Origin of the sequence: Gloeothece verrucosa PCC 7822, assembly GCF_000147335.1 — a bacterium.
Classification (GTDB): Bacteria; Cyanobacteriota; Cyanobacteriia; order Cyanobacteriales; family Microcystaceae; genus Gloeothece; species Gloeothece verrucosa.
Genome location: NC_014501.1, coordinates 4,561,685 through 4,587,124, shown reverse-complemented (window position 1 = coordinate 4,587,124; position 25,440 = coordinate 4,561,685). Strand labels below are relative to the sequence as shown.

At 40.6% G+C, this 25,440-nt stretch carries 24 protein-coding genes; 10 read left to right on the top strand and 14 right to left on the bottom strand.

Annotated features, from left to right (window positions below):
- Positions 1 to 120: 120 nt before the first annotated feature.
- The 3 genes from CYAN7822_RS20425 (at position 121) to CYAN7822_RS20415 (ending at position 1,297) form a co-directional block, all read left to right on the top strand.
- Positions 121 to 732 (top strand): DUF1499 domain-containing protein, encoded by a 612-nt coding sequence (locus CYAN7822_RS20425; protein WP_245602612.1) that lies wholly within the window; start codon positions 121 to 123, stop codon positions 730 to 732.
- A gap of 8 nt (positions 733 to 740) precedes the next feature.
- On the top strand, positions 741 to 875 hold the full coding sequence (locus tag CYAN7822_RS20420; RefSeq protein ID WP_013324150.1) for a hypothetical protein: 135 nt from the start codon (positions 741 to 743) through the stop codon (positions 873 to 875).
- A gap of 224 nt (positions 876 to 1,099) precedes the next feature.
- The gene (locus CYAN7822_RS20415) at positions 1,100 to 1,297 is read left to right on the top strand and encodes a hypothetical protein (RefSeq protein WP_013324149.1); all 198 of its coding nucleotides are present in this window, start codon (positions 1,100 to 1,102) and stop codon (positions 1,295 to 1,297) included.
- 196 nt (positions 1,298 to 1,493) lie between these two features.
- On the opposite strand, the gene psb34 (CYAN7822_RS37825) is transcribed toward CYAN7822_RS20415, so the two are convergent.
- The 9 genes from psb34 (CYAN7822_RS37825) to rfbC form a co-directional block, all read right to left on the bottom strand.
- Entirely contained in the window at positions 1,494 to 1,664 is a 171-nt protein-coding gene (psb34, locus tag CYAN7822_RS37825) for a photosystem II assembly protein Psb34 (protein WP_013324147.1), read from the bottom strand.
- A 52-nt stretch (positions 1,665 to 1,716) separates the two neighbouring features.
- Positions 1,717 to 1,887: a photosystem II assembly protein Psb34 gene (gene psb34 / locus CYAN7822_RS37820; protein ID WP_013324147.1), complete on the bottom strand. Its 171-nt coding sequence runs from the start codon at positions 1,885 to 1,887 to the stop codon at positions 1,717 to 1,719.
- A gap of 52 nt (positions 1,888 to 1,939) precedes the next feature.
- On the bottom strand, positions 1,940 to 2,110 hold the full coding sequence (gene psb34 / locus CYAN7822_RS20400; RefSeq protein WP_013324147.1) for a photosystem II assembly protein Psb34: 171 nt from the start codon (positions 2,108 to 2,110) through the stop codon (positions 1,940 to 1,942).
- Positions 2,111 to 2,162: 52 nt separating this feature from the next.
- Positions 2,163 to 2,333 carry a photosystem II assembly protein Psb34 gene (psb34, locus tag CYAN7822_RS20395; protein WP_013324147.1) on the bottom strand — a complete coding sequence of 57 codons (171 nt, stop codon included), beginning with the start codon at positions 2,331 to 2,333 and terminating at the stop codon, positions 2,163 to 2,165.
- A 52-nt stretch (positions 2,334 to 2,385) separates the two neighbouring features.
- Positions 2,386 to 2,556 (bottom strand): photosystem II assembly protein Psb34, encoded by a 171-nt coding sequence (psb34, locus tag CYAN7822_RS37815; protein ID WP_013324147.1) that lies wholly within the window; start codon positions 2,554 to 2,556, stop codon positions 2,386 to 2,388.
- Between the two features lie 393 nt (positions 2,557 to 2,949).
- Positions 2,950 to 4,014 carry a dTDP-glucose 4,6-dehydratase gene (rfbB, locus tag CYAN7822_RS20385; RefSeq protein ID WP_013324146.1) on the bottom strand — a complete coding sequence of 355 codons (1,065 nt, stop codon included), beginning with the start codon at positions 4,012 to 4,014 and terminating at the stop codon, positions 2,950 to 2,952.
- Positions 4,015 to 4,032: 18 nt separating this feature from the next.
- A complete protein-coding gene (locus tag CYAN7822_RS20380; protein WP_013324145.1) occupies positions 4,033 to 5,106 on the bottom strand; it encodes a glucose-1-phosphate thymidylyltransferase in 1,074 nt (357 codons plus the stop codon).
- Positions 5,103 to 5,987: a dTDP-4-dehydrorhamnose reductase gene (rfbD, locus tag CYAN7822_RS20375; RefSeq protein WP_013324144.1), complete on the bottom strand. Its 885-nt coding sequence runs from the start codon at positions 5,985 to 5,987 to the stop codon at positions 5,103 to 5,105. Before rfbD ends, CYAN7822_RS20380 begins: the two co-directional genes overlap by 4 nt.
- 38 nt (positions 5,988 to 6,025) lie before the next feature.
- Positions 6,026 to 6,568: a dTDP-4-dehydrorhamnose 3,5-epimerase gene (gene rfbC, locus CYAN7822_RS20370; RefSeq protein WP_013324143.1), complete on the bottom strand. Its 543-nt coding sequence runs from the start codon at positions 6,566 to 6,568 to the stop codon at positions 6,026 to 6,028.
- A 609-nt stretch (positions 6,569 to 7,177) separates the two neighbouring features.
- Between rfbC and CYAN7822_RS20365 the strand changes: the two genes are divergently transcribed.
- The gene (locus tag CYAN7822_RS20365) at positions 7,178 to 9,211 is read left to right on the top strand and encodes an FAD-dependent oxidoreductase (protein ID WP_013324142.1); all 2,034 of its coding nucleotides are present in this window, start codon (positions 7,178 to 7,180) and stop codon (positions 9,209 to 9,211) included.
- A 115-nt stretch (positions 9,212 to 9,326) separates the two neighbouring features.
- Here CYAN7822_RS20365 and CYAN7822_RS20360 read toward each other — a convergent pair whose 3' ends face one another.
- Positions 9,327 to 9,563 (bottom strand): CDGSH iron-sulfur domain-containing protein, encoded by a 237-nt coding sequence (locus CYAN7822_RS20360; RefSeq protein WP_013324141.1) that lies wholly within the window; start codon positions 9,561 to 9,563, stop codon positions 9,327 to 9,329.
- A gap of 126 nt (positions 9,564 to 9,689) precedes the next feature.
- Between CYAN7822_RS20360 and CYAN7822_RS20355 the strand changes: the two genes are divergently transcribed.
- Positions 9,690 to 10,604 carry a LysR family transcriptional regulator gene (locus CYAN7822_RS20355; RefSeq protein ID WP_013324140.1) on the top strand — a complete coding sequence of 305 codons (915 nt, stop codon included), beginning with the start codon at positions 9,690 to 9,692 and terminating at the stop codon, positions 10,602 to 10,604.
- 72 nt (positions 10,605 to 10,676) lie between these two features.
- Here the strand turns inward: CYAN7822_RS20355 and CYAN7822_RS20350 are convergent, their stop codons facing one another.
- Together CYAN7822_RS20350 and CYAN7822_RS20345 are read right to left on the bottom strand one after the other, a co-directional pair.
- On the bottom strand, positions 10,677 to 13,607 hold the full coding sequence (locus CYAN7822_RS20350; protein WP_013324139.1) for a pentapeptide repeat-containing protein: 2,931 nt from the start codon (positions 13,605 to 13,607) through the stop codon (positions 10,677 to 10,679).
- Between the two features lie 83 nt (positions 13,608 to 13,690).
- A complete protein-coding gene (locus CYAN7822_RS20345; protein ID WP_013324138.1) occupies positions 13,691 to 14,344 on the bottom strand; it encodes an L-threonylcarbamoyladenylate synthase in 654 nt (217 codons plus the stop codon).
- 11 nt (positions 14,345 to 14,355) lie between these two features.
- On the opposite strand from CYAN7822_RS20345, the gene larC reads away from it, so the two are divergent.
- The 4 genes from larC (at position 14,356) to CYAN7822_RS20325 (ending at position 18,257) form a co-directional block, all read left to right on the top strand.
- Positions 14,356 to 15,603, top strand: coding sequence for a nickel pincer cofactor biosynthesis protein LarC (gene larC, locus CYAN7822_RS20340; RefSeq protein ID WP_013324137.1), 1,248 nt, complete (start codon positions 14,356 to 14,358; stop codon positions 15,601 to 15,603).
- A 171-nt stretch (positions 15,604 to 15,774) separates the two neighbouring features.
- Positions 15,775 to 16,824: a leucine-rich repeat domain-containing protein gene (locus CYAN7822_RS20335; RefSeq protein ID WP_013324136.1), complete on the top strand. Its 1,050-nt coding sequence runs from the start codon at positions 15,775 to 15,777 to the stop codon at positions 16,822 to 16,824.
- A gap of 18 nt (positions 16,825 to 16,842) precedes the next feature.
- Positions 16,843 to 17,466, top strand: a complete 624-nt coding sequence (locus CYAN7822_RS20330; RefSeq protein ID WP_013324135.1) for a DUF1176 domain-containing protein — start codon at positions 16,843 to 16,845, stop codon at positions 17,464 to 17,466.
- Positions 17,467 to 17,705: 239 nt separating this feature from the next.
- Positions 17,706 to 18,257, top strand: a complete 552-nt coding sequence (locus CYAN7822_RS20325; protein ID WP_013324134.1) for an REP-associated tyrosine transposase — start codon at positions 17,706 to 17,708, stop codon at positions 18,255 to 18,257.
- 84 nt (positions 18,258 to 18,341) lie between these two features.
- On the opposite strand, the gene gltB is transcribed toward CYAN7822_RS20325, so the two are convergent.
- Together gltB and CYAN7822_RS20315 are read right to left on the bottom strand one after the other, a co-directional pair.
- Positions 18,342 to 22,997 carry a glutamate synthase large subunit gene (gene gltB, locus CYAN7822_RS20320; protein WP_013324133.1) on the bottom strand — a complete coding sequence of 1,552 codons (4,656 nt, stop codon included), beginning with the start codon at positions 22,995 to 22,997 and terminating at the stop codon, positions 18,342 to 18,344.
- Between the two features lie 523 nt (positions 22,998 to 23,520).
- Positions 23,521 to 23,910 (bottom strand): hypothetical protein, encoded by a 390-nt coding sequence (locus CYAN7822_RS20315; protein ID WP_013324132.1) that lies wholly within the window; start codon positions 23,908 to 23,910, stop codon positions 23,521 to 23,523.
- Between the two features lie 159 nt (positions 23,911 to 24,069).
- Here CYAN7822_RS20315 and queA point away from each other — a divergent pair, with 159 nt between their 5' ends.
- Complete coding sequence (queA, locus tag CYAN7822_RS20310; RefSeq protein ID WP_013324131.1) at positions 24,070 to 25,167, top strand: tRNA preQ1(34) S-adenosylmethionine ribosyltransferase-isomerase QueA; 1,098 nt, start codon at positions 24,070 to 24,072, stop codon at positions 25,165 to 25,167.
- Positions 25,168 to 25,440 lie beyond the last annotated feature (273 nt).

Here is a 25,440-nt window from a genome sequence, read left to right as displayed (position 1 = left end):
GAATTCTTGATTTGGTTAAAAACTTTAGACAAGTTTCAGGTTGGCAATGTTTTTGTGACAATTTGAGTATATTTTAAGCACTTTTGCTTAAGTCTTTGGGGAGAAATAGCGGTTTAAGTATTGGCTATTACATTTTTAGAAAATTTAATTATTAGGTCAAAATGGTTTAATAATGTAGATCAACTTAAGCTTAATAATCCAAACATGAGCCGCTATCTAATTGCACTAATTTTAGCCGCATTTATCACCCTGTCAAACGCTGTAACTCCCGCCTCGGTTTGGGCGTTGGAATACCCCTCTACTCCCCTAGCCGCATTACCTTTAATCAATCAACTGTTTAAAGGAACTGCCCCTGACAATATCGGAATACATGAGGGTAAATTAGCGGCTTGTCCGTCTACTCCTAACTGTGTGGTTTCTCAAGATGCTGATTCAACCCATACCATAGCACCCATTACCTACCAAACGGACCGAGATGCCGCTAAACAAACTCTAATTAAAGTTCTCGGGGTAGTCCCTCGTACCACCATCATTGAAGAAACCGATGATTACATTCGGGTAGAATCTGAAAGTCGTCTGATGGGATTTATCGATGATGCAGAATTTTACTTTCCCCCGGATGAAAAAGTGATTCATGTCCGTTCAGCGTCACGCTTAGGAGAATCTGATTTAGGAGTTAACCGCAGAAGATTAGAACAAATACGCCTAGCAATGCAAGATTTAGGAGTTTAAGCAGAATTATGAACCAAACTTGTCCGCATTGTGAGGGAAAAGGATACATTGAGATTCGAGACTGTAGCGGCGAAGTTCAGCGTGAGGAAACCTGCTTATTTTGTGGGGGTACTGGGCACCTAACCCAAGATGATGATGATTAATTAATTGAAAAATTTTAGGCGGAGTATGTCAACACTTCGCCACCCCGCCTAGAACATTATGCTACAAAAATATTACAAACAAGGGCTTGATTTTTCCATTTAATTCCACTTTGATAGAGAGTCCTCTAACTATCAGACACTATATTTTCCAATAATTTTGGGACTGACATCACCCCAGGCCGCCTCGTATTCTAAAGATGTCGAGAGCAATAGAGGCAACCAAAATGTTAAACGCTACCACCCACAACACCCAACTAATTCGCAACTACATCATCGCCGCTACTACTGTTATGTTAATGAGTGCTGGGGTAGCTGATATGTTTAACAATCCTCAAAGAATTGCTCAACAAGACAAATTAGATGGCTATGGCCGCTACATTGGTGCAGGGTTAGTTAGCTATGGTAAAAGCCTTGCTCGTTAAACCGTCTATTTTCTAAATTTTTGCCTTAATAAAAACTCTTGTCAACTTTTCCTGCTTATAACAGCAGGTTTTTTTATGACTTTCAAAAACAGCACAAATAGCTAATCCCCCAACCCTCAAAATTAAAAACCTCGGTTGTCCGAGGTCGAGAGTAGGAGAAATCCAAAATGTCGATGCTTTTTTGTCAAAAATTTGATTAGCTGATTACCAAGGAAACTACTACCAGTGTGGTGACTAATAGAGTAGCGAAAATGCCTTGAAGTAAATAGCGGCGCTGTTGATAGGGAGCGGGATATTCAGCATAGTACATATCAGGTTCGGTGGCGTAGTTGTTGAGATGTCCTTGTTCGTTAACTGTAGTGTACATAGCTTGTTCCTCCGTTTGCGTTTTTTATTGAGATGTTTACTTAAAAATTTGATTAGCTGATTACCAAGGAAACCACTACCAGTGTGGTGACTAATAGGGTAGCGAAAATGCCTTGGAGTAAATAGCGGCGCTGTTGATAGGGAGCGGGATATTCAGCATAGTACATATCAGGTTCGGTGGCGTAGTTGTTGAGATGTCCTTGTTCGTTAACTGTGGTGTACATAGCTTGTTTCTCCGTTTGCGTTTTTTATTGAGATGTTTATTGAAAAATTTGATTAGCTGATTACCAAGGAAACCACTACCAGTGTGGTGACTAATAGGGTAGCGAAAATGCCTTGGAGTAAATAGCGGCGTTGTTGATAGGGAGCGGGATATTCAGCATAGTACATATCAGGTTCGGTGGCGTAGTTGTTGAGATGTCCTTGTTCGTTAACTGTGGTGTACATAGCTTGTTCCTCCGTTTGCATTTTTTATTGAGATGTTTACTTAAAAATTTGATTAGCTGATTACCAAGGAAACCACTACCAGCGTGGTGACTAATAGAGTAGCGAAAATGCCTTGGAGTAAATAGCGGCGTTGTTGATAGGGAGCGGGATATTCAGCATAGTACATATCAGGTTCGGTGGCGTAGTTGTTGAGATGTCCTTGTTCGTTAACTGTGGTGTACATAGCTTGTTCCTCCGTTTGCATTTTTTATTGAGATGTTTACTTAAAAATTTGATTAGCTGATTACCAAGGAAACCACTACCAGCGTGGTGACTAATAGAGTAGCGAAAATGCCTTGGAGTAAATAGCGGCGTTGTTGATAGGGAGCGGGATATTCAGCATAGTACATATCAGGTTCGGTGGCGTAGTTGTTGAGATGTCCTTGTTCGTTAACTGTGGTGTACATGATTTGTTCCTCTGTTTGTTTCCTCATGTAAATAAATGTAACAAATTAGTAACGAATTGTAAAGTATGCTTGACAAATTTTTTTAGATAGTATCCATAAGTTATAGTTATCTAAGGAGACTCTTCTGTTGGGAGACAGGCATCAATAATAAGCCCCCTCACCTGGTAAGCTGTTACGCATCTAAATTATTAGTCCAGATAAAGAAGGGGGAAAGGGGAAAGGGGAAAGGGGAAAGGGGAAAGGGGAAAGGGGAAAGGATTGAACCTTTGTACCAAAAATAAAGTTATAAAAATTAAATGCGTCTTAGCTTAGGCGAAGGGGATGGAGGAGAAGTATCAATAATAAGCCCCCTCACCTGGTTGGCGAAGGGGTTGGGGGAGAGGTCAATATTGATTAAACACTGACACCATAAACTTTTTGATAATAATCCTGATATTCTTGGGATAATAAAGGTTGCCACCATTCGCGGTTGTTGAGAAACCATTGAATGGTTTTGCGTAACCCTTCTTCTACGGTGACCTCTGGAGTCCAGCCTAATTCAGTCTTAATTTTTGTGGCATCGATAGCATAACGTCTATCATGTCCTGGACGGTCTTTAACAAAAGTAATTAACTGTTTAGAGGGTTTAACGGGTAAATCTGGGGCTAATTCATCCATCAATTCACATAATAAAGTGACTAAATCGATGTTTTTAACCTCATTATTTCCCCCGACATTATAAGTCTCTCCGGGTTGTCCTTTATGGATGACAATATCTAAAGCCTTACAATGGTCTAAGACAAATAACCAATCTCTAATGTTTTGCCCATCTCCATAAACTGGTAACGGTTTTCCTAAGAGGATATTAATACACATCAACGGTATTAACTTTTCCGGAAAATGATAAGGGCCATAATTATTAGAACAATTGGTAATAATGGTGGGAACCTTATAAGTATGAAAATAGGCTCTCGCTAAATGATCACTAGCCGCTTTTGAAGCTGAATAGGGGCTATTAGGCGCATAAGGGGTTGTCTCTGTAAAAGCCGGATCATCTGGGCCTAAGCTTCCGTAAACCTCATCGGTTGAAACATGAAGAAAACGGTAATTTTCGGGGCTTCCTTTTTCCGTCCAATAATGACGAAAACTATCTAATAGTGTAAAGGTTCCCACCACATTAGTTTGAATAAAAGCATCAGGGCCTAAGATAGAACGGTCTACATGAGATTCTGCCGCAAAATGAGCCACTGTATCCACATTTTCCGCTCTTAAAAGACTATCAATCAAAGAGCGATCTCCTATATTGCCCTGTACAAAACGAAAGTTTTCAAGGGATTCTAAAGGGGCTATATTTTGACGATTTCCGGCATAAGTCAAAGCATCCAAAACAATCACCCGGTCATTGGGATAATTATTACACCAATGATGAACAAAATTCGAGCCGATAAAACCTGCACCACCTGTAATTAAAATAGTCATTTGTTAGTCCCTATGATCTTATGCTAACTCGATGTGAGAATCATCTCCAATCATAAATCGTAAAGCAATTGGACGTTGTGGTGCCGGTTCGAGTTTAGCCCGTTGTCCAATGACGCTATCGACGATTCTTTGTTTAATGCCAATTATAGAAGCTTTTTGTAAAATTACGCTGTGTTCTAAATCGGCATCTTTGAGGCTCACTTCATCGGCAATACTGGTATAAGGGCCAATAAAGCAATTTTCTATGTGGCAATTATTACCAATAATAACCGGTCCGCGAATGGTACTATTAACAATTTTCGTGCCGGCTCCGATTTCTACTCGTCCAATGATTTGACTTTGAGCATCAATCTCTCCATTTTTAGAAATTTCTAAACAGGTATCTAAAATAATACGATTAGCTTCTAACAAATCATCTTTTTTCCCGGTATCTAGCCACCAACCGGTTAGTTGTAAAGCTTCTACTGGTAATTGTCGATCAATTAATTCTTGAATCGCATCTGTAATTTCTAATTCTCCTCTAGCTGAGGGTTGAATGGCGGCTATGGCATCATGAATAGCGGGCGAAAATAGATAAATTCCCACTAAAGCCAAATTAGAAGGAGGATTTTTCGGTTTTTCGATTAACTGTAAAACCCGTCCTTTTTCATCCACTTTAGCCACACCAAAAGCCGTTGGATTAGATACAGTACGTAACAAAATTAGAGCATCTAGGTGTTGTTTAGAGAAAGTTTCTACAAAGGGAATGACTTCATCTTGAATTAGGTTATCTCCGAGATACATAATGAAAGGAGAATCCCCTAAAAAGGGTTGAGCTATTTTAACGGCATGGGCTAATCCTAGGGGTTCATCTTGAAGAATGTAAGTGATGTTAGCGCCAAAGCGCTCTCCATTACCGGTTTTAAGTTGAACTTCTTGGCCGGTTTCAGGACTAATAATAATACCAATATCTGTAATTCCAGCTTTAACGATCGATTCTATTCCGTACCAGAGAATCGGTTTATTAACCACAGGAACTAATTGCTTTGCTCCTGTATAAGTTAAGGGACGTAATCTTGTACCTTTACCGCCAGATAATATAAGTGCTTTCATGAGTTTTGAGAATATAGTTGAAAGAGCATTTGTTTCAGGGAGTCTCGCCAGTAGGGGGGGTAGTTTCCCAACAGAGGGCGAATTTTTTGCTGAGAAAGGACTGAATAGGCGGGACGTTTTGCCGGGGTGGGATATTCAGCAGTAGTAATGGGGACAACCTCGTTAATTTTTAAGGGAAAACCGATTAATTTGGCTTCCTCAAAAATTGCCCTAGCAAAATCATACCAACTAGCTACCCCACTATTAGTAAAGTGATAAATTCCGGTGGGAGTTTTTTCTTCTAACTCAAGCAATTTTGCGATAGCATCTGCAATATCTTTGGCCCAAGTAGGAGTTCCCACCTGATCGGCAACTACTCGTAGTTGTTCTCTTTCTGCTCCTAGGCGCAGCAGGGTTTTGACAAAGTTACTTTTTCCATAGGTGCCGTATACCCAAGCCGTCCTAAGAATAATATAACGCTCACAATTTTCAGCAATTGCCTTTTCTCCGGCGAGTTTAGATTTAGCATAAACACCGATGGGGTTAGTTTCATCGGTTTCGGTGAGGGGAATGCCTCTAGTGCCATCAAAAACGTAATCTGTAGAAACATGTAAGAAGGTTGCCGCTAATTTTTGGCTTTCTCTGGCGAGAATTTTGGGGGCTATTTCATTGACAGCATAAGCGAGTTCTGTTTCACTTTCTGCTTTATCCACTGCGGTGTAAGCAGCCGCATTAACAATCATTTCAGGATGAACTTGTGCGATGAGTTGACGGATACTCTCGGTTTGAGTCAAATCTAATTGATCTCGTGCGACTGAGATGATTTCGCCTAGAGGGGCTAGGGTAGTCTGTAATTCTTGCCCTAATTGCCCGTTGCTTCCTAGCAGTAAAATTCGTTTCATAGGTTATGGATCATTCTCTATTGATTATTAGTCACTGATTAAAAGACCTCTGCTTCTTTGAGAAGTTTGCCGGCTAGGTCTTTATTAGACAAAATTGGCTCACCTTGAAGGGGCCAATCAATGGCTAAGTCGGGATCATTCCAGAGAATAGATCTTTCATATTCTGGGGCATAATAATCTGTGGTTTTATATAAAAATTCGGCTGCCTCTGAAAGAACCAAAAAACCATGAGCAAAGCCGGCTGGAATCCAGAATTGTCGTTTATTTTCTGCGCTGAGTAAACAGCCTACCCATTGGCCGAAAGTCGGGGATGAAGAACGAATATCAACAGCCACATCAAAAACTTCTCCCACCACAACCCGTACTAACTTGCCTTGAGGTTGTTGAATTTGATAATGCAAACCTCTCAAGACGTTTTTCAGGGAACGGGAGTGATTATCTTGGACAAAATCAGTTATTATCTCGGTTTTGTCTTGAAAAGCTTTTTGATTGAAACTTTCATAAAAAAAACCTCGATCATCCCCGAAGACTTTAGGCTCTATGATCAAAACGTCAGGTATTTCTGTAGGTATAATTTTCATGAGTCAGTCATCAGCGATTAATTTTGTTTATTGGTTTCCCAGGCTGTCAGACCTAGAATTTTACTCTGTGTAAGTAGTTTATCAACAATTGAGCCTCTGCTAAAAACCAGGAGCCAGATATTAGGCCTCTTGTAGTTAGAAGATGTAGATCCTTATCGAAAACGAAGAAAGCTTAACGGAAAAAATCCAGTTTTCCAGCTTGCTCCACATTAACTCTACACTTTGAGTAGCTTTACCTAGGATCAACCCAGTAGGCTATCATGTTTGGGCATGAGTTTCAAGCTGATCCCCTATAGCGATTAAAGGGCGGCGACGAAGTGCGGCTTAGGTGGCTATCCAATTTTTTGTTTATTTAATTGGGAATGAAAAATGAAGTTAAGTAAAAACTCGTAATAAATTTTACTTTTTTATTAAAGATTATGAGGTAATACCTGCCCGTCTAAATACGTAAAAATCGGGCAATTATTGAATTAAAGTTAATTTTATTGGCACTTTAGAAAATAAAAAGTTAGATATAGAAAATAGAGATTAATTAATTCTTCAATGATTTTTCGGGTGAAGTGCTGACTTCTCCTTACTTTAATCAGGTTGAAGGCTTAGGGTATATCAATGAAAAAAAACGATATTAGACGATTTATTCGTCTGAATACTTTCTCACGACTCACACTGCCTATTATTTTATTAAGTCAATCCATTTTACCAGCCACCGCATTAAATAAAAATCATATAAAGCCAGATGAAACAGTAAACTGTGAAATTCTGATCGTTGGAGGCGGATTAGCTGGTGTGGCTAGTGCTTATGAAAGTTTACTTGCTGGTCGTACCGTTTGTTTAACGGAGATTACAGACTGGGTAGGCGGGCAAATTACGTCTCAGGGGACTTCGGCGCTTGATGAAGGAGAAAAACAACGCTCTCTGAATTATTTTCCTCGCGGCTATCAAATTCTTCGCAGTGGTATTGAGCGATTGTATGGTCAACTTAATCCTGGCAATTGTTGGGTTAGTCACAGTTGTTTTATCCCTAAAGATGCTCAACAAATTCTCTTTCAAGAATTACAGTGGGCTGCCAGACAAGGTAATGGTCAACTGAAATGGTTTCCTTCGACGGTAGTTAAAGAATTAGAAATCTCTGCTGATGGTGATCAGATTAACGGAGTGATGGCTATTCAACATACCCCTAAACCCGGTCAACCTCCTATTAATAGCTTTCCTCTGTCGAAAATCTATCAAGATGCTTACCGTTATGAAGATTCTCCTCAATTAAGTAAAAAAGTCATCCACTTTGTGCCTAAAACGCCCTTAAGAAAGGGCCCGGCCGATTGGTATGTTATAGAAGCGACAGAAACCGGAGAAGTGATTGCTTTAGCGGATGTTCCTTATCGTTTGGGACTTGATCCGCGTTCGGCTTTAAATCCTTCCTCGCCGACAGATACCAGCAATCCTTATTGTACCCAAGGCTTTACCTACACCTTTGCGATGGAGCAAACGAAAACTCCTGTTTTCCAAGAAGAACCTCCGTTTTATGCCAAATATAAAGCTTATTACGGTTATGACCCTAATCCATCCAAGGCGAATTTTGATTACGTTTTTACCTATCGACGCATTTGGAACCCCACGCCAGGGAAATTGATGCAATTTGGAGGGGTGAAGTTTACTGAACCTATGCCAGGGGATATCTCGATGCAGAATTGGGAATGGGGTAATGATTATCGTCCTGGCACTTCTCTTGATAATCTGATTTATAGCCGACAACAGTTACAAGAAACCGGACAACTAAAATCTGGCAATTGGATGGGCGGCTTACGCCAAGAAACTCTCCGCAAAGGTGAAGAACACGCTCTTGGTTATTACTATTGGTTAGTAGAAGGAACCACAGATTCTCAGTTAGGAGATGGTGTTAAAAAACCTTATCCTAATCATATTCTGCTTAAAGGTTTAGATTCTCCGATGGGAACTCTACATGGATTATCTAAGTACCCTTATATTCGGGAAGCAAGGCGAATTATTGGGCGTTTTTCTGGGGATTATCCCGACGGATTTGCTATTAATGAACTGGATATCTCAGCAAAGGACTACTTTAATATTCATTATCGGGATGCTATTCCTATGAGTATGTATTACGATGTTTGGCGGCAAGTGACGCGCTTAGAGATTTTTACTAAAGGAGTGCAGCCGATTTCTCAAATGCAATATACTCGACGCACCAGCGCAACGCCTTTTGCTGATGGAGTGGGGATTACTCAATATAGTATGGATTTTCATCCCTGTATGGCCAATTCTCCTCCTGAAGCACCCGGAAATCGAGAACGAGAAGATGTGCGTTGGGGTTATGCTCCGACTTATCCGGCTCAAATTCCTTTAAGGGCTATGATTCCTCAAAAGATTGATAATTTGTTGGTAGCGGGGAAAACGATTGCTACTAGCCATATTGCGGCGGCGGCTTTTCGGGTTCAATCTTTTGAATGGGCTGTTGGGGCGGCTGCCGGAACGACCGCAGATTTTGCGTTAAAAAAAGGTATTTTCCCTTATCAGTTGGTAGAAGATAATTCTGAGCATAGTTCGGATTTATTGGAGTTAAGACAAAAGTTAGAAAATAATGGTAATCCTACTCATTTTCCTGAGTATGAATTGGGTAGAAAATAAGAGGATGTCTAAACTATGATTTAAGTGATTATTTGATTGACTATGATTAAAATTATAGCCCTCATTTAATGATTAAAATCGTAGTTTAGACGAGTTTATTAATATTTAATGAAGTTTATAACTTAGCGTGAGTTCCATCACACAAAGGAGAATTATTCGTTTTTTTACATAAACATAAAGCAACTTTTTTGGCTTCTTCAAGCGTAAATTTTACAGGAACAAAATCTGTTCCTTTATGCCCTCCATCACAATAGGGTTGATTTTTAGAATTGCCGCAACTACACCACCAATAATCACCGGCTTCTAGTTCTAATACCACAGGTTTTTTGTCAACAATAATCGGTTCAGACATAGTATTCTCCTCTCAATTTTTAATGGTTTTTTGCTGTAAAACTTTCTGTGATTATTGTAGGTTGTTTCTTTTTAAAAGACAATATGTTATTTTATAAACACATTGTTTCTGTTTATTCTACAATTGATGGATAAATTTGAAAGTATAAAAGCCTTTACACAAGTCATTAAGGCAGGAGGATTTGCCGCCGCCGCGCGGGAAATGAATTTATCTCGCTCAATGGTGAATAAGTTGGTGATTAATTTAGAAAATGAGCTAGGAGTGCAACTCTTACAGCGCACTACTCGGCAAGTCACGCCAACTGCTACCGGTTTGGCGTTTTATGAGCGTTGCCTGAGTATTTTGGCGGAATTGGAAGAGGCAGAGTTGGCGGTTTCTCAACTTCAGAGAGAACCTAAAGGAATACTGAAAATTAATGCACCGATGTCTTTTGGTACGTTGCATTTAGCACCGGCGATCGCTGATTTTATGTTGCAATATCCCGACTTACAGGTACAACTGACGTTAGAGGATCGTTTTATTGATCCGATTGCTGAAGGGTTTGATGTTACCGTTAGAATCTGTAAACCGTTTCAGGCAGCAGGGTTAATTGTTCATCCTTTGGTTGGGGTTAAACAGGTTCTCTGTGCTGCACCGAGTTATTTCGATAAGCGGGGTATTCCCAAGCATCCAAAGGAATTAGGGGAGCATTCTTGTTTGCATTATGGCTATTTGGCGGCTGGTAATCAATGGAAATTATTCGGGCCTAAGGGAGAGTGTACAGTTAATATTAATGGGGTTCTCTGTTCTAATAATGGAGAGGCGCTATGTAGTGCGGCACTTAAAGGTTTAGGGATTGTTTTGTTGCCGACTTTTATTATTGGGGATGAGTTGAAAACGGGGAGTCTGGTACAAGTTTTACCGGATTATTTTGGGTTAGAGCTTTTTGTTTATGTGATTTATCCGACTAATCGTCATCTTTCGATTAAGATTCAGTTATTTACTGAGTTTGTTAAGGGTGTTTTTGGTGAGCAGTCTTGTTGGGGTTTTGATGTTGTGTAGCGGCTGGTTTTTCCTACAAAGACGCAAAGCCGCAGAGAAGGACGCAAAGAGGTTTTTTGTTGGTATCATTATTTATTCTTCTTCATTGATTGTGTTATCAAAAATAGCTTCATCTAAATTTACTTCTGTAAACTCTGTTCCTGTAAGATCTGCATCAGTAAGATCTGTATCTTCAAAATTTACGTCTGTAAAATTAGCATTAGTAAGATTAGCACCGGTAAGATCTGCACTTTTAATACTTCCATTGGTAAAATTCACACCTGAAAGATTAGCATTAGTCATGTCAGCTTCAAAAAAAAGTAGACCTTCCAAATAAGCATTTTTAAAATTAGAGTTTGTCAAATTTGCTTCTGTAAAATCATTCAGAAAAATTATATCTTGATAAGTTTCATCAGAGCTTAAAAAGGCTTCTGTAAAATATGTATTTTCAAAATAGGATTCGCTTAAATTTGCTCCTTTAAATTCTGTTGCCATAATTTTTGATTCGGAAAAATTTACTTTTTGTAGATTGGCGCAGTTAAATTTTACAGAAACAAGAGTAGAATGAGATAAATTTACTCTTATTAAATTTGTACATTCAAGATCTAAATCCATAAGAACACAATTTTGTAAATTTAAAAAACTCAAACACTTACGAGTTATTGTATCTTCTTGAATTTTTTGATATTCTTTTATTTGTAATCTATAAATCCATTGCCCAAAAGCACTAGGAGAAGGCCAATTAATATTTGATAATTCTTCTGTTCTCCTCGCACAAGCATTTAACACTACTAATAAAGCTTCTTCTGCATTCCTTGCTTGTCGCATTTCTTCTTGAAAATTAGGGCGAGGGTCTATTTTTTCCATTGGCATTCCATAGATTAACATAAATTCTATGAGGTGGCATAACATTTGTTGCCATTTTTTGACTGTTTCTAAATCTTGTAAGCGAATTTCATCTTTTAAAAATTCAAATAAATATCTATTTATTGCTGATGGTCCAGATAAGATAGCCCATTTTACTAAAGCTTCTCTTTTATCGTATCCCTTGCGATAGTTCTTTTCTCTTGCGTCTAACTCTTCATCAATATCTTGAACTTCCCTTACAATACGTCTAGCAGTTAAATATTCTCCAAAGCTTTTATGAGTAAATTCAAAGGTCTTATCACTTCCTCTTAATTCTCCGCTTTCCCGAAAATAAAAGGCTGTTAAAAGCCGAGTAATACTCGCTTTACAATCTTCTTGTAAATCCGCTTGAAAACGATTTAATATTTCTTGAACTCCACTATTATTGCAATGGTTTTGTATTTCATTAACTGTTGTGGTTCGCCCATCTCCATGCCAACAAGCGAGGGCAATTTCTTCTAAAACTCCGATAAATTCTTCTTTTTTAATACCTTTTGTTACCGGATATTCATGTTTTTCATAACCTCTTTCATAAACCGCATATAATAAATCAGCATAAATTTCATTTAAGTTTGTTTCTTCATTAAATATAATTTTTTGGCGTTCATAACTGAGGGCAATTAAATAATTGAGTAAAGGTTGGGCTGTTATTTCTGTTAGATTATCTTGATCTAGATCTAATGGAAGTCCTTGATATTCTTTTCCTTTGGCTTTGCCATACAATTGCCACCAATACTGACGTTGATCCTCAGCTATCAAATTTTTATCATCTATATAGTTTTTATTCTCTCTTTCATGTTCTGGGATAAAATAAGAAAATAGATACAGCAATTGAGGCCTTTTTCTGAGTTTGCTATGATTAGCTTGTATAACCACTTCTCGCCCACTTATTAAAATCTGTAATCGGGTTTTATGATAATTAAAGTTATTGACTGTTGTTTTCACTTCATCAATAAAATCTCTTGCCAAATTTTCAGCAAATTTCCCTTGCATCGAAAGTTCATCTAAGCCATCAAAAATAATTAGTAACCGTAACCCTTCATTATCTGGCTGTAGAGGATTATCATATAAAAAACCGTCAAACTGAACAAAGTCCCCAACCGCTTTAATTAAATCATCAGAAAGCCTAAACCGATGCAAAGGAACATATAAAACTTGTATATTTCCTTTTTCTGCTTGCTGTGCCGCAAACATTTTGGTAAAAGAAGATTTTCCACTTCCCGGACTGCCACTAATTAAACGAATAGCATCATCTTTATTACCTTCTTCTAACCATTTTTCTAATTCTTCACTAACATCAATAATTCTACGGTTTATTTTTCTATCTTTATCTTTTGCAATTGAAGTATTGCCTCTTAAATCAAGTTCTTCTCTTTCAGTAATAGAAGTTTTGAGAGAATTATTATCTTTTTCTTCTTGCTCATAATAGCCTCGCAAGGGAACATAAACCTGTTTTAAGCTAAATGTTTCGAGAAAGACGGGTTCATCAACTTGTTTTTGCAACCAAGCACGATATTTTAACCATCCTTGTTCTCGTTTTGTAGCTTGAGTGAAAGGTGTATCTAATTCTTCTTTGAGAATGGCATAATCTTGAGAATGTTCTAGCCATTCTTTATTTAAAGCAAAAATAAAATAAGTAGGAAGACGACGACTAATATTTTCTGTGTCAACCTTTTTATCAACAAATTCCTCCAACCACTGAGCAAAACTATTTAGAGCTTTTTCTAACAGAGGGAAGTTTTGAGGATGTTCAAAAAAGTTGTGATCGATAATTAATTCATGATCATTTAAAGATGACTCTAAACTTGAAAAGAATTTTTTTAGGTTATCCTTATCCGGCTTCTTATTCAATAAATCTTGATGTTCTTTTAATAAATCTTGTATCCCGTGCATTAGTGAGCGAATGAGCAATAAACCCGCAATTTCTTCGGGCGTTTTTTCAAGTCCCAGTGATTCTAAAATTTCTAGCCCACTTTCAGTAAGATCATCCCATTTTCCAAACCCTAAATTAATACTTGCTTTTCCTAGTGAAAACACTAAACTCTTAACATTAACTTTAATCTCCTTTTGCAAAATAGATTGTGATTTTTTAGGCGTAATCCCTGATTTTTCAACCATACTTAACTGATACTGCTAGAAAATAATTTTTACCTTCTTATTCTAGCTTGTTATCTCTGGTTTATAGTTCATGCGTCCTCTAACTAACTCATCACCGCAATCCAATTCTGCAATTGTTCCCATCCTAACCCCTCTCTAACAATGACCGGCTCATCTTGTGTCAGGTCAAGAATGGTGGATACTTCAAAACCGGGATTAACGCCTGTATCAATGATAATATCGACTAGACTATCCATACTATCAAATAATCTGGCTTTTTCTAAGCCAAGTGTGGGAAAATCTCCGTCATCATCCGGTAAATGAGCCGATGTAGAAATAATGGGATTCCCTAGGGTTTGTAAGATAGCCTGACATACCTCGTTATCTGGTACTCTTATGCCTGTGGTCTTTCGTTTTGGACTCATCACCAATTTAGGGACTAATTTAGTTGCCGGTAACAAAAAAGTGTAAGGACCTGGTATCAAGCGCTTCATAATTCGATATGCTTGATCTGTTACTACAGCATATTCTGAAATATTCGACAGAGACGAAGATAAAAAAGTGAGGGGTTTATCATTAGATAGCTGTTTGAGTTTTCTAACCCGTTCGACGGCGGATTTAGTATTCATATCACAGCCAATGGCATAAACTGTATCTGTGGGATATAACATGATAGCCCCCCTTTTAAGAGCATCAACAATTTGATCAATCTGACGTTTTTGTGGGGTTTGAGGATGAATTGAGTATAAAGTAGCCATAGTATTTAGTCATGAAAAAGTTAGCCTATTTAGAATGTCCTACCGGTATCGCCGGTGATATGTGTCTCGGTGCAATAGTTGATTTAGGTTTACCCATAGAATACCTCAATGAACAGCTTAAAGGTTTAAGAATTCATTCAGAGTATCGCTTATGGGCCCAAAAAGTCCACCGTAAAGGACAAGAAGCAACAAAGGTTCATGTAGATTTAACGGGCGAGTCGGATCGCGGAACCGTTGATCATCATGACCATAACCATCATAGCCATCATCCCCCGGCACGACATTTACCAGAAATTGAACAATTAATTCTTAATGCTTCTTTACCCCCAAAGGCCGAAGAATGGAGTTTAGCCGTGTTTCGTCAATTAGCACTCGCCGAAGGGGCCGTTCATGGTATTGAGCCGCAAAAAGTCCATTTTCATGAAGTGGGAGCCACCGATGCCATTGTCGATATTGTGGGGACTTGTTTGGGTTTAGATTGGTTAGGTATAGACCAATTATACTGCTCTGCTATGCCTACCGGTGGAGGAACGGTTAAGGCGGCTCATGGTCGTTTACCGGTTCCGGTACCCGCCGTTTTAAAATTATGGGAGTTGCGGCAAGTACCGATTTATTCTAATGGGATAGATAAAGAGTTAGTGACTCCTACAGGTGCAGCGATCGCCACTACTCTCGCTACAGGTTTTGGTTCACCGCCGGCGATGACATTGCAAAAAGTCGGTAACGGAGCCGGAACAGCCGATCTACCTATCCCTAATTTACTCAGATTATGGCTTGGAGAGAGTCATGATCCGGTGATCGAAGAAGCTTTCCCAACCGAGAAGATTTCAGTCTTAGAAACCCAAATTGATGACTTGAGTCCTCAAGCTATAGGCTATGTATTTGAGTGTTTATTTGAAGCGGGAGCGGTGGATGTTTTTACCAGTGCCATCGGCATGAAAAAATCTCGTCCGGGTATTCTTTTAACGGTTATCTGTCCTCCGGCTCAAGTGAGTGCTTGTCAAAGGGTGATTTTCCGAGAAACCACTACGCTCGGGATTCGTCAGCTAACTCAAGAACGCAGTATTTTACAACGGGAGATTTACTGGGTGCAAACCGCTTATGGAAAGGTTAGAGTTAAGGTAGCTAGTCAAGGTATGGGAGAACATCAAGAGATTATCAATGTTCAACCTGAATATGAGGACTGCGCTCTCTTAGCCCGTAAACATGGTATCCCTTGGCGCATTATTCATCAAATGGCACTGTCGAGTTGGAAATGAGCAAAAAAACTCAGGTTTCGAGTTTAAGGATTTTCCGAAGTTTCTAAAAATCTTGCTATATTTGATTTGCCGGTGTTTTTACTTCAGCACTAGGCTAACTCAAGGCTAACCTGTAGAGCGTTAAGTATTTTTTACCAGTTATGATCAAAACAAATAGATGAGATAGTTTTTATGCAATGGCAGAGAGTGAATAAATGGCGAAAGCTAGTTAAGTTTATTTTTTGGAGTCTATCTGGATTCTTGATGATTCTGGCTTTTTCGGCTTTCCCGTTTCTGTATGCCTCTAATTCTTTTACCTATATGTGTCTCAATCGAGAGCATCTGCCTTTAGAACAACAGCATACCATTGAGGTATTGCTCTCTAAAACGGTGACCTCCAACTGTGCAGGGGCATCTTGGCAGTTAGGGGAGATGAGAGAGCTTAATTTGATGGGCACTGAGCTTGTAGATTTAACGCCTCTGTCTTCTTTTAATCATTTAGAAAACTTAACTCTAGCTAATAATTTAATCAGCGATCTGACCCCTTTAGCCGCTTTGACTGGTTTAAAGAGCCTTGAGCTTTCTAATAACCCAATTAGCGACCTAACTCCTTTGTCTTCTTTAGGGAATTTAAAGACTCTTTCGCTTTGGAATAATGGCCTTACTAATCTGGCTCCTCTATCTGCTTTAACTGGATTGAATCGTCTTTATTTAGCTCAAAATTCGCTCACGGATCTTTCCCCTTTGTCCTCTTTATCTAATTTAAATTATCTGCTTTTAGATCAGAACAAAATTAGGGATATCACGCCTTTATCTTCTTTAAAAAATCTCAAAGGAATTTCTTTATCTAATAATCTCATTAAAAATTTAAATTCTTTATCTTCTTTAACTCAGTTAAAAGTTTTAATTGGAGAGAGAAATAATATCAGAGATTTATCACCTCTTTCACTTCTAAATGAGTTAAATCTGGTCATACTTAACCAAAATAAAATTGATGATTTAACTCCTTTATCTTCTCTAAAAAAATTAACTGTACTCTATTTAAATTCTAATAAGATTAGGGATGTAAGTCCTCTGGCAGAGATTGAACAATTACAACAAATAGGGCTGGCTGATAATCCCATTAAAGATGTGAATGTTTTATCGTCTCTTGAGAATTTAACCAAGATTAATTTATCTAATAATTCTCAATTAATTGCCTCAATTTGTCCGGTTCATCCTGAGACAATTTGTCAATTTTAATTTTAGCCTTTAAACGGTATGTTTAATTTTCAAAAGAGTTTCTTGATTTTAGTGCTTTTATTGATACTTCCAAGCTGTTCTAATAAAGAAGGATTAAAAAAAGACTCGTCGTTATTAAATTATTCAGATCAGTCAGATAAAGAATTAATAGAAGCTCAAAAGTCTAATCCGAAACTGTTACAAGAGGTTAATAAAGCTCTAAAAAAAGTCAATGCTTGTGATGGACAAATAGATGTTTCTGTTTCTGAGCAAAATTCTTCTATTTATCCTATTAATAAAAAACAATATTTAGTAGAGTTTCTCTGTTTTTTGGGTGCTTATCAAGGGAATTATGAATATTATTTATATGAAAATTTGGCTTCAAAACCTAATATTAAACCTCTAAGTTTACCGGTTTTTGAAGTAGATCAAGCCGGACAAGTGACTAGAAGTGATAGCCGCTCTATAGGCGGCATACCTGATTATAATTCTGTACAACAAACTTTAACAGTTGTAACTAAGTATCGAGGGTTAGGAGATTGTGGTTCATTGGCGAAATATAAATGGCAACAAAAGGAGTTTAAAATTCTTGAGTATCGAGTGAAAGCGAGTTGTGATGGAAAATATTTAGAACCTGAACAGTATTCTCGAGTTTATCCTTGAGGTTAAAATCAAAAAAGCATCGTAGCCACGTAGGGTGTGTAAGCGGAAGCGTAACGCACCTAAAAAAAGTAGCCGCGTAGGGTGTGTTAGCGAAGCGTAACGCACCAAAAAAAGTAGCCGCGTAGGGTGTGTTAGCGAAGCGTAACGCACCAAAAAAAGTAGCCGCGTAGGGTGTATTAGCACTTTTTGTAAACTCTCAAACAAACCGGACAATAATTATAATTTAAGAGCAAACTTTTATGCCTAATTATCGCAGACCTCATGTTTCAGGGGGAACTTATTTTATAACACAGGTTACTTATCAAAGAAATGCTTGGCTTTGTAGCGGCATAGCTAGAAAAGCTCTCAGAGAAGCGATTGAAAAAGTAAGGAAAAAATATTTCTTTTCGATTGATGCTTTTGTTTTATTACCCGATCATTTTCATTGTTTGTGGACTTTACCCCCGGATGATTCAGATTTATCAGTGAGATTGCGATTAATAAAAACCTATGTTACCAAACATTACGGGCAAGAATTAGGGGTTAATGGAGAGGTTTCTCGGTCACGACAAAAGCGAGGAGAAAAACATCTTTGGCAACGTCGATTTTGGGAGCATTTAATCCGAGATGAACGGGATTTTATTCAACATTGTGATTATATTCATGATAATCCTGTGCGGCATGGATTCTGTAAAAATCCCCAAGATTGGCAGTATTCTAGTATTCATCGGTTTATTGCTTTAGGGATTTATCCCCAAGATTGGGGAAGCGATGGCACATCAGAAAAGCCGCAAGGTTCTTGGGATGATTAAAGTAGTTAACCTTAACCCAATAGAATTAAGAATAAGGTGCGTTACGCTGTCGCTAACACACCCTACATATACATCTACTTATTCCTACACTGAAGTCAGGGTTTTTTCTGGTGATGTTTTAGCATCAGGATTGGTTTCTGGACTATTAGCCTCCGAAGGCGGAACCGCTTGCCAGAACTTGCCTAAATAAGCCTCCCAATTGGCCAAAATCAGCTTACCTTTCTCAGAGTTAGTTCGTTCCACATGAGCCGCAATTAACCCTTTCAACTGCGCCTCACCGGCTGCCGTACAAACCCCTTGAATCTTAACATCGCGGTTCACTTTCTCCGGGAAACTCCCATCTTCATCGAGAAAATAAGCGAGTCCTCCGGTCATTCCAGCACCCACATTGCGCCCCACACTGCCGAGAACCACAATCACACCCCCCGTCATATACTCACAACAGTGGTCACCGGTTCCTTCCACAACGGCCGTACAATTAGAATTCCTCACCCCAAAGCGCTCACCGGCTCGCCCATTCACATAAATAAAGCCGCCTGTGGCCCCATATAGACAGGTATTCCCGACAATGGAATTATCGGCCGCCGCATATTTCACAACAGCCGGCGGCACAATCACAATCTCACCGCCATACATCCCCTTACCGACATAATCATTGGCCTCTCCTTCCAGGAACAACTTCATCCCCGGCAGATTAAACGCGCCAAAACTCTGACCGGCCGCGCCGCTAAATTTCAGGGTTATTTCCCCTTTAAAACCATCATTGCCGTATTTTCGGGCAATCACTCCGGCAATGCGTCCGCCCACAGTCCGGTCGGTATTGACAATCTTCAGGGACTTAGTCACCGTCAGTTGCTGCTCAATGGCTTCAGCAATGGCCGCATCTGCCAAAATCTCCATATCCAACACCGGACCATTCCCGTGAACCGTCTCATGCTCCAACCAAGACCTATCAGAACGCACATCGGGGAGATTGAGCAAACAATCTAAATTCAAGCCGCTCGTTTTGCTCACTTTCACCTCAGAGCGCGCCGAAAGCAAATCTGTCCGCCCAATAATTTCATCCAAACGGCGATAACCCAACTGCGCCAAAATAGAACGCACTTCTGTGGCCAGAAAATAGAAGAAATTCACCACTTGCTCCGGAGTGCCGCTAAAGCGCTGCCGCAGCCGCTCTTGTTGAGTGGCCACCCCTACCGGACAGTTATTGGTATGACAAATCCTGGCCATAATACAGCCTTCAGCAATCATCGCAATGGAGCCAAAGCCATATTCTTCTGCTCCCATCAGTGCCGCCATCACTACATCCCAACCGGTTTTGAGGCCGCCATCAGCCCGCAACAGCACCCGCGAACGCAATTGATTTTGCAACAACACGCGATGCACCTCTGTTACGCCCAATTCCCAAGGGCCTCCGGCGTGCTTAATGGAACTCAGAGGAGAAGCTCCCGTTCCCCCATCATGACCGGAAATTTGGATAATATCTGCATTGGCTTTGGCCACACCGGCCGCAATGGTGCCAATGCCTATTTCGGCCACCAACTTCACCGAAACCTGTGCAGAAGGGTTAATTTGATGCAGGTCAAAAATTAACTGAGCCAAATCTTCAATGGAATAAATATCATGATGCGGCGGCGGCGAAATTAGGGTTACCCCCGGTTTCGAGCGGCGCAACATAGCAATATAAGGACTTACCTTAGTCCCGGGTAACTGTCCTCCTTCTCCGGGCTTCGCTCCTTGAGCCATCTTAATCTCAAGCTGCTTGGCATTAATCAAATACTCAGGGGTTACCCCAAAGCGCCCCGAGGCAATTTGTTTAATGGCAGAACTGGCTGTATCGCCTTTGCGTAACCCTTTTAAATGGGGAAACTCAGCAGAACTCCCCGTCTCATCTATTTTATCCAGCACTCGGAAACGGGTGGGGTCTTCTCCTCCTTCCCCAGAATTGGACTTACCTCCGATACGGTTCATCGCAATGGCTAGAGTTTCATGAGCTTCCCGAGACAAAGCGCCCAGAGACATTCCCCCCGTACAGAAGCGCTTGACAATCTCTTCTATGGGTTCTACGTCTTCTAAGGATATAGGAGCGCGGTCACTCTTGAACTCTAACAAATCGCGCAGTGCCGTGACTGGCCGCTCGGCCAAATATTTACGGTACAGTTCATAATAATCCAAGGCCTCTGCATTAGCTCCATTGCCGCTCGCTTGGTACGCTTCCACTGCTTTATGTAAATACTTCGCCATTTCTGGGGAATTCATGTGATATTCACCCCCCGGGCGATAATTCACAAAACCGTAATTTTCCAATTTCTTCGCCGACAGAGACGGGAAAGCTAAGGAATGAAAATGAATCACCTCTGTGGCCACTTCAGCCAGAGTTAACCCGCCCACGCGGCTTGTGGTGCCACGAAAAGCTTTGTCTATCACCTCGGCACTCAGCCCTATCGCCTCAAAAATCTGCGCCCCCTGATAAGAAGACAGCAGAGAAATGCCCATTTTGGAGAGAATTTTCAGTAAACCGGCATCTACCGACTTGCGATAGCGTTTTAACGCTTCCTGCAAGCTAATCGAATCGAGCTTCCCATTTTCCATCATTTTTTGGGTTCTCGGTTCCTGCCACCACTGACGAATCGTTTCTAAAGTTAAATAAGGACAGATAGCCGTAGCCCCATAACCAATTAAACAAGCAAAATGATGGGTACTCCAACACTGGGCCGTATCGGCAATAATGGAAGCCTTCAGCCGCACTCCGGTGCGAATCAAATGATGATGGACCGCCCCCACCGCCAACAGAGGCGGAATATAACTGGTTTGCTCATCAATCATTTTCCCTTCGGGACGGTCAGTTAAAATGATTATTTTTGCGCCTCCTTTCACCGCCTCAGCCGCCCGCTCACACAGTTGGCTAATAGCGACTTCTAGTCCGGAGGGGCCGGCGCTAATCTCAAACAGGGTGGATAAGGTCACTGTTTTCAAGGGAGAAGTTTTAATCGCTTCCAACTCCGTCCCATTGAGAACCGGCGATTCTAACTTAATCACCCGCGCATTTTCAGGACTCGGGCTAGTCAAATTCCCCCTTTCTCCTAAAAATATGGTCAAAGACATCACCAAACTTTCCCGCAGGGGGTCAATAGGCGGGTTGGTCACCTGAGCAAAGCGCTGTTTAAAATAATCATAGAGCAGACGCGGCTTAGAGGACAGCACAGCCAGAGGGGTATCATCTCCCATACAAAAAGTGGGTTCCTTGCCTGTGGAGGCCATAGAAACAATCACCATATCCAAGTCTTCGGCCGTATAGCCAAAGGCCGTTTGCACTTGCAACAATTGGCTACTCTCTGGCAGCACTCGCGCTTCCGGAAAAGCCATCGGCTTTATTTCCGTGCGATACTGCTTTATCCATTCTCCATAAGCCGCTTTTTTGGCAATACGCTCTTTAACGGTCCAATTTTTCAGGATTTCCCTTTTTTCCAAATCCACCACCAGCATTTCTCCAGGACCCAAGCGCCCTTTTTCTAGGATTTGGCTTTCATCGAGGTCCACCACCCCCGCTTCGCTGGCCACAATCACATAATCATCTTGAGTAATACAATAGCGAGCCGGGCGCAAGCCATTACGGTCTAAAGTCGCCCCCACCGTCGCCCCATCACTAAACACCAATAAGGCCGGACCATCCCAAGGCTCTTGGATGCCGCTAAAAAACTCATAAAAATCGACAATTTCCGGATAATCTTTGAGAGCCGGCTGAAGAGCGTAAGCTTCCGGCACCAAAATCATTGCCGCTTCTGAAGGGCTGCGTCCCGTGCGGACGAGTAATTCTAGGGTACTATCGAGGTTATAAGAATCGCTATTATCGGGGTTAACAATAGGAGTTAAGGCTTCTTTTTGGTGTTCGCTCCAGTCAGATATCTCTAAATCTCCCTCGCGGGCAGACATCCAATTAATATTGCCTAAGAGGGTATTAATTTCCCCATTATGTCCCAATAGCCGCATCGGTTGAGCGAAGGGCCATTTTGGCATGGTATTGGTACTAAAGCGGCGGTGATAGACAGCAAATTGGCTCTGATAAGCCGGATTGGTTAAATCTAAATAAAAATCTCCCAATACCACCGAGCGCACCATCCCTTTATAGACAATGGTGCGGCTACTAAACGAGCAAATATAAAAATCATCGGCCAAACGTTTGCCAATACGGGAACGGGCCACATAAAGAATGCGGTCAAGTGCCGCGCCTGCCAGTCCTGGTGCTGTCACGAATAATTGAGCTATATAGGGCTGATTTTCTCGAGCTTGCCGTCCTAGCACTTCAGGCCGCACCGGCACTTCTCGCCAGCCCAAAATTGTTAAGTTTTCCCCTTTGACTACTTCTTCTACATAGGCCAGTGCTTCAAGTCGTTTCGCGTCATCTTGGGGCAAAAAGGCCATAGCCACCCCTAATTGATTTTCTGGTGGCATTTCTAGGTTATGGTTTTTAAACCAGGGTTCAAAGAGTTGTCTAGGGATACCGGTCATAATGCCGGCCCCATCTCCCGAGTCACTGTCCGCGCTACAGCCTCCCCGGTGTTCTAAACATCCCAAGGCGACCAAAGCTTGTTCTATGAGTTTGTGGCTACCAAATCCTTTTACATCCGCGATAAAGCCTACTCCACAGGCATCACGTTCTTCGGTGAGCCATCGCGGTCCCCAATAGGGGTTGTCAGAGGATGTAGAAGTGCTTATATGATTCCAATGAGTGTTTTTCATTCTTTTGTGAAGCTGCCAAAATAGATTAAGTGGGAACAGAGGGGAAAATCAACCTAGGTTCGGGTGGGGCTTGTTTGGGTTTTGCGGCTTAAAAAGCCTACTTTTGTTTACTTTTCATCGATTGTTTCGGTCAGTCCCTGAAACCGCAAGGACTGATTCTATTGTACCCTAGCGGTTTAGTTAGTTTTAGTATCCTATAACCTATTGGCTTTTTTTTAAATCACTTCTTGCCTATTGACTTCTATCGAACCCAAAAATCTAATACCCCGCGCTGGGCGGGGTTGAAATTCAGAGCTTAATTGCGCTGGTTCAGGTTTAATTTAGCATTTCATCAAATTTTCATGACGTGGTCGCGCACCGAACTGGCGTTGTTCTTTGTTTTTACCAAGTTTTGTGATAGTTTGAGCGAAAAATCTATTTCAAGACACTCAACAGCTAAGTTACTGAAAAAGAGTCAACGGAACTGGAGATATAGATTAAAACTTTTTCCAGGGTCACCCATGACTGAGGTCGCTTTTGTTGTTTAGGCTAAAGTTTCTGGACAATAGCCTAGCCCTCGGGTGAACTGTTGGCGAAAAGCCTCGATATCGCTCACATCAGGGTTACCATGAGATACGATGGCTACTTGGTAACGACGCATGACATCGATGGGAGATTGTCCTGTATCTAGGCTCCAAAAAACCATTTGCATCCGAATTTCAGGATTATAGGGAATTCCTAGCTCATTCATATAAGCTCTAAAATCCCCATGTTGCTGCGGTGTCAGGGATTTATTAAATTTGATTTTAATAATCCAGCCGTTGATTTGATGAATCACTGTGATGCACGAAGTGGGAAAATGATTCATGCGACGCAGATACTCAATAACTCGCAAGGTCAGACTTGCATTAGGTAAAAAATAGAGGTAATCCATGTTTGTCGCTTGGCTAACAGTCTCAGGAAATGCTATACCTTATTTTTAGTTTGACAAGAAACCCCTATTTTTCCTAGGGGAAAAGCCCCCTATTTACCCTTTTTTTTATGGGGGAGTTTACCCAATCTTTAAGATAATATAAAATTGCGGTTTTTCAAGATGACCAACGACCAGTTATTATCGAGTTACGATTATGAGCTTCCCTTGGATTTGATCGCTCAAAATCCTGTTGTCCCTCGAGATATGTCTCGTCTTTTGATAGTTGACACTCCGGCTAGTCATACCCATAGTATTTTTCGAGAATTACCTAAATGGCTTTTGCCGGGTGATTTACTCGTTTTTAATAATACTCGCGTGATCCCCGCCCGTCTTTATGGGTGTAAATCTACAGGGGCCCCGATTGAAATTTTACTTTTAGAGCCTAAATCTAATGGATGTTGGTTAGCTTTGGTCAAACCCGGTAAGCGCTTTAAAGTAGGTTCAGAACTTTGGTTTTATCCTCCCTCAGCTAATCCAAAAAACCCAGAAATTTTCTTAAAGGCAAAAGTCTTAGATCGCGATGAAGCAACCGGCGGCAGAATTCTACAATTTCTCTGGGATAATGATCAATCTTTTTGGGAATTATTAGAGAAAATAGGACAAGTTCCTTTGCCTCCTTACATCACTTCTTCTGATGCAAAAAGTTCTCAATATCAAACTGTTTATGCCAAAGAACTCGGGGCTGTGGCTGCTCCTACAGCCGGTTTACATTTTACAGATGAGCTTCTTAAAAGTCTACAGTCTATAGGTATAGATCAAGCCTGGATTACTCTTCATGTGGGTGTGGGAACTTTTCGCCCTGTGGAAAAGGAAGATATTACCCAACATCAGATGCACACTGAATGGTTAGAAGTGCCATCGGCAACGGTAACAAAAATACAAGAGACGAAAGCTCGAGGAGGACGAGTCATTGCTGTGGGAACAACGGTGGTACGGGCTTTAGAAGGAGCGGCTAAGGAAACTCAAGCCCCTGAGAGTGAGTATCTTTTACCGTTTCAAGGTAGAACAGATTTATTTATTTATCCGGGTTATCGTTGGCGGGTTATCGATGGAATGATTACTAATTTTCATTTACCTAAATCGAGTTTGTTGATGTTAGTGAGTGCTTTAATCGGACGTGAGCGGTTGTTGGAATTATATCATCAAGCGATTCAGGAAAAATATCGTTTCTATTCTTTTGGCGATGCGATGTTGATTTTACCCACAGCCGTCTTATAGGCAGCCTCAGATTTTTTCCCAACTTGTGGCTCAACTCTCATCAGACAAAGGAAGTAAGCTAAAAGTCAGATCCGCCGTCTCTTTTAAGGGCTAAAAAAAGTCTAAAACAAGATAGGTTAAAGCTTTCCGCTCTGGCTCTATCTCTTTTAATAGACCAATTTTTAGCCAAAAAGTAGATAAGTTTTTCGTTCTCCAGACAGAGTATTAGACAGAGTTTATCTTGATAAGCTACCTATTAGTTACCAATGATAACGGTTTCAAAAATCCTCATAA

Bases quoted from the DNA above. Each gene is read 5' to 3' on its own strand.
- CYAN7822_RS20345 (WP_013324138.1), bottom strand. From the start codon at position 14,344: ATGGCTACTTTATACTCAATTCATCCTCAAACCCCACAAAAACGTCAG.
- CYAN7822_RS20355 (WP_013324140.1), top strand. From the start codon at position 9,690: ATGGATAAATTTGAAAGTATAAAAGCCTTTACACAAGTCATTAAGGCA.
- CYAN7822_RS20360 (WP_013324141.1), bottom strand. From the start codon at position 9,563: ATGTCTGAACCGATTATTGTTGACAAAAAACCTGTGGTATTAGAACTA.
- CYAN7822_RS20415 (WP_013324149.1), top strand. From the start codon at position 1,100: ATGTTAAACGCTACCACCCACAACACCCAACTAATTCGCAACTACATC.
- queA (WP_013324131.1), top strand. From the start codon at position 24,070: ATGACCAACGACCAGTTATTATCGAGTTACGATTATGAGCTTCCCTTG.
- psb34 (WP_013324147.1), bottom strand. From the start codon at position 1,887: ATGTACACCACAGTTAACGAACAAGGACATCTCAACAACTACGCCACC.
- psb34 (WP_013324147.1), bottom strand. From the start codon at position 2,333: ATGTACACCACAGTTAACGAACAAGGACATCTCAACAACTACGCCACC.
- CYAN7822_RS20365 (WP_013324142.1), top strand. From the start codon at position 7,178: ATGAAAAAAAACGATATTAGACGATTTATTCGTCTGAATACTTTCTCA.
- CYAN7822_RS20315 (WP_013324132.1), bottom strand. From the start codon at position 23,910: ATGGATTACCTCTATTTTTTACCTAATGCAAGTCTGACCTTGCGAGTT.
- psb34 (WP_013324147.1), bottom strand. From the start codon at position 2,556: ATGTACACCACAGTTAACGAACAAGGACATCTCAACAACTACGCCACC.
- CYAN7822_RS20380 (WP_013324145.1), bottom strand. From the start codon at position 5,106: ATGAAAGCACTTATATTATCTGGCGGTAAAGGTACAAGATTACGTCCC.
- rfbC (WP_013324143.1), bottom strand. From the start codon at position 6,568: ATGAAAATTATACCTACAGAAATACCTGACGTTTTGATCATAGAGCCT.
- CYAN7822_RS20325 (WP_013324134.1), top strand. From the start codon at position 17,706: ATGCCTAATTATCGCAGACCTCATGTTTCAGGGGGAACTTATTTTATA.
- rfbB (WP_013324146.1), bottom strand. From the start codon at position 4,014: ATGACTATTTTAATTACAGGTGGTGCAGGTTTTATCGGCTCGAATTTT.
- psb34 (WP_013324147.1), bottom strand. From the start codon at position 2,110: ATGTACACCACAGTTAACGAACAAGGACATCTCAACAACTACGCCACC.
- gltB (WP_013324133.1), bottom strand. From the start codon at position 22,997: ATGAAAAACACTCATTGGAATCATATAAGCACTTCTACATCCTCTGAC.
- CYAN7822_RS20335 (WP_013324136.1), top strand. From the start codon at position 15,775: ATGCAATGGCAGAGAGTGAATAAATGGCGAAAGCTAGTTAAGTTTATT.
- rfbD (WP_013324144.1), bottom strand. From the start codon at position 5,987: ATGAAACGAATTTTACTGCTAGGAAGCAACGGGCAATTAGGGCAAGAA.
- CYAN7822_RS20350 (WP_013324139.1), bottom strand. From the start codon at position 13,607: ATGGTTGAAAAATCAGGGATTACGCCTAAAAAATCACAATCTATTTTG.
- CYAN7822_RS20420 (WP_013324150.1), top strand. From the start codon at position 741: ATGAACCAAACTTGTCCGCATTGTGAGGGAAAAGGATACATTGAGATT.
- CYAN7822_RS20330 (WP_013324135.1), top strand. From the start codon at position 16,843: ATGTTTAATTTTCAAAAGAGTTTCTTGATTTTAGTGCTTTTATTGATA.
- psb34 (WP_013324147.1), bottom strand. From the start codon at position 1,664: ATGTACACTACAGTTAACGAACAAGGACATCTCAACAACTACGCCACC.
- larC (WP_013324137.1), top strand. From the start codon at position 14,356: ATGAAAAAGTTAGCCTATTTAGAATGTCCTACCGGTATCGCCGGTGAT.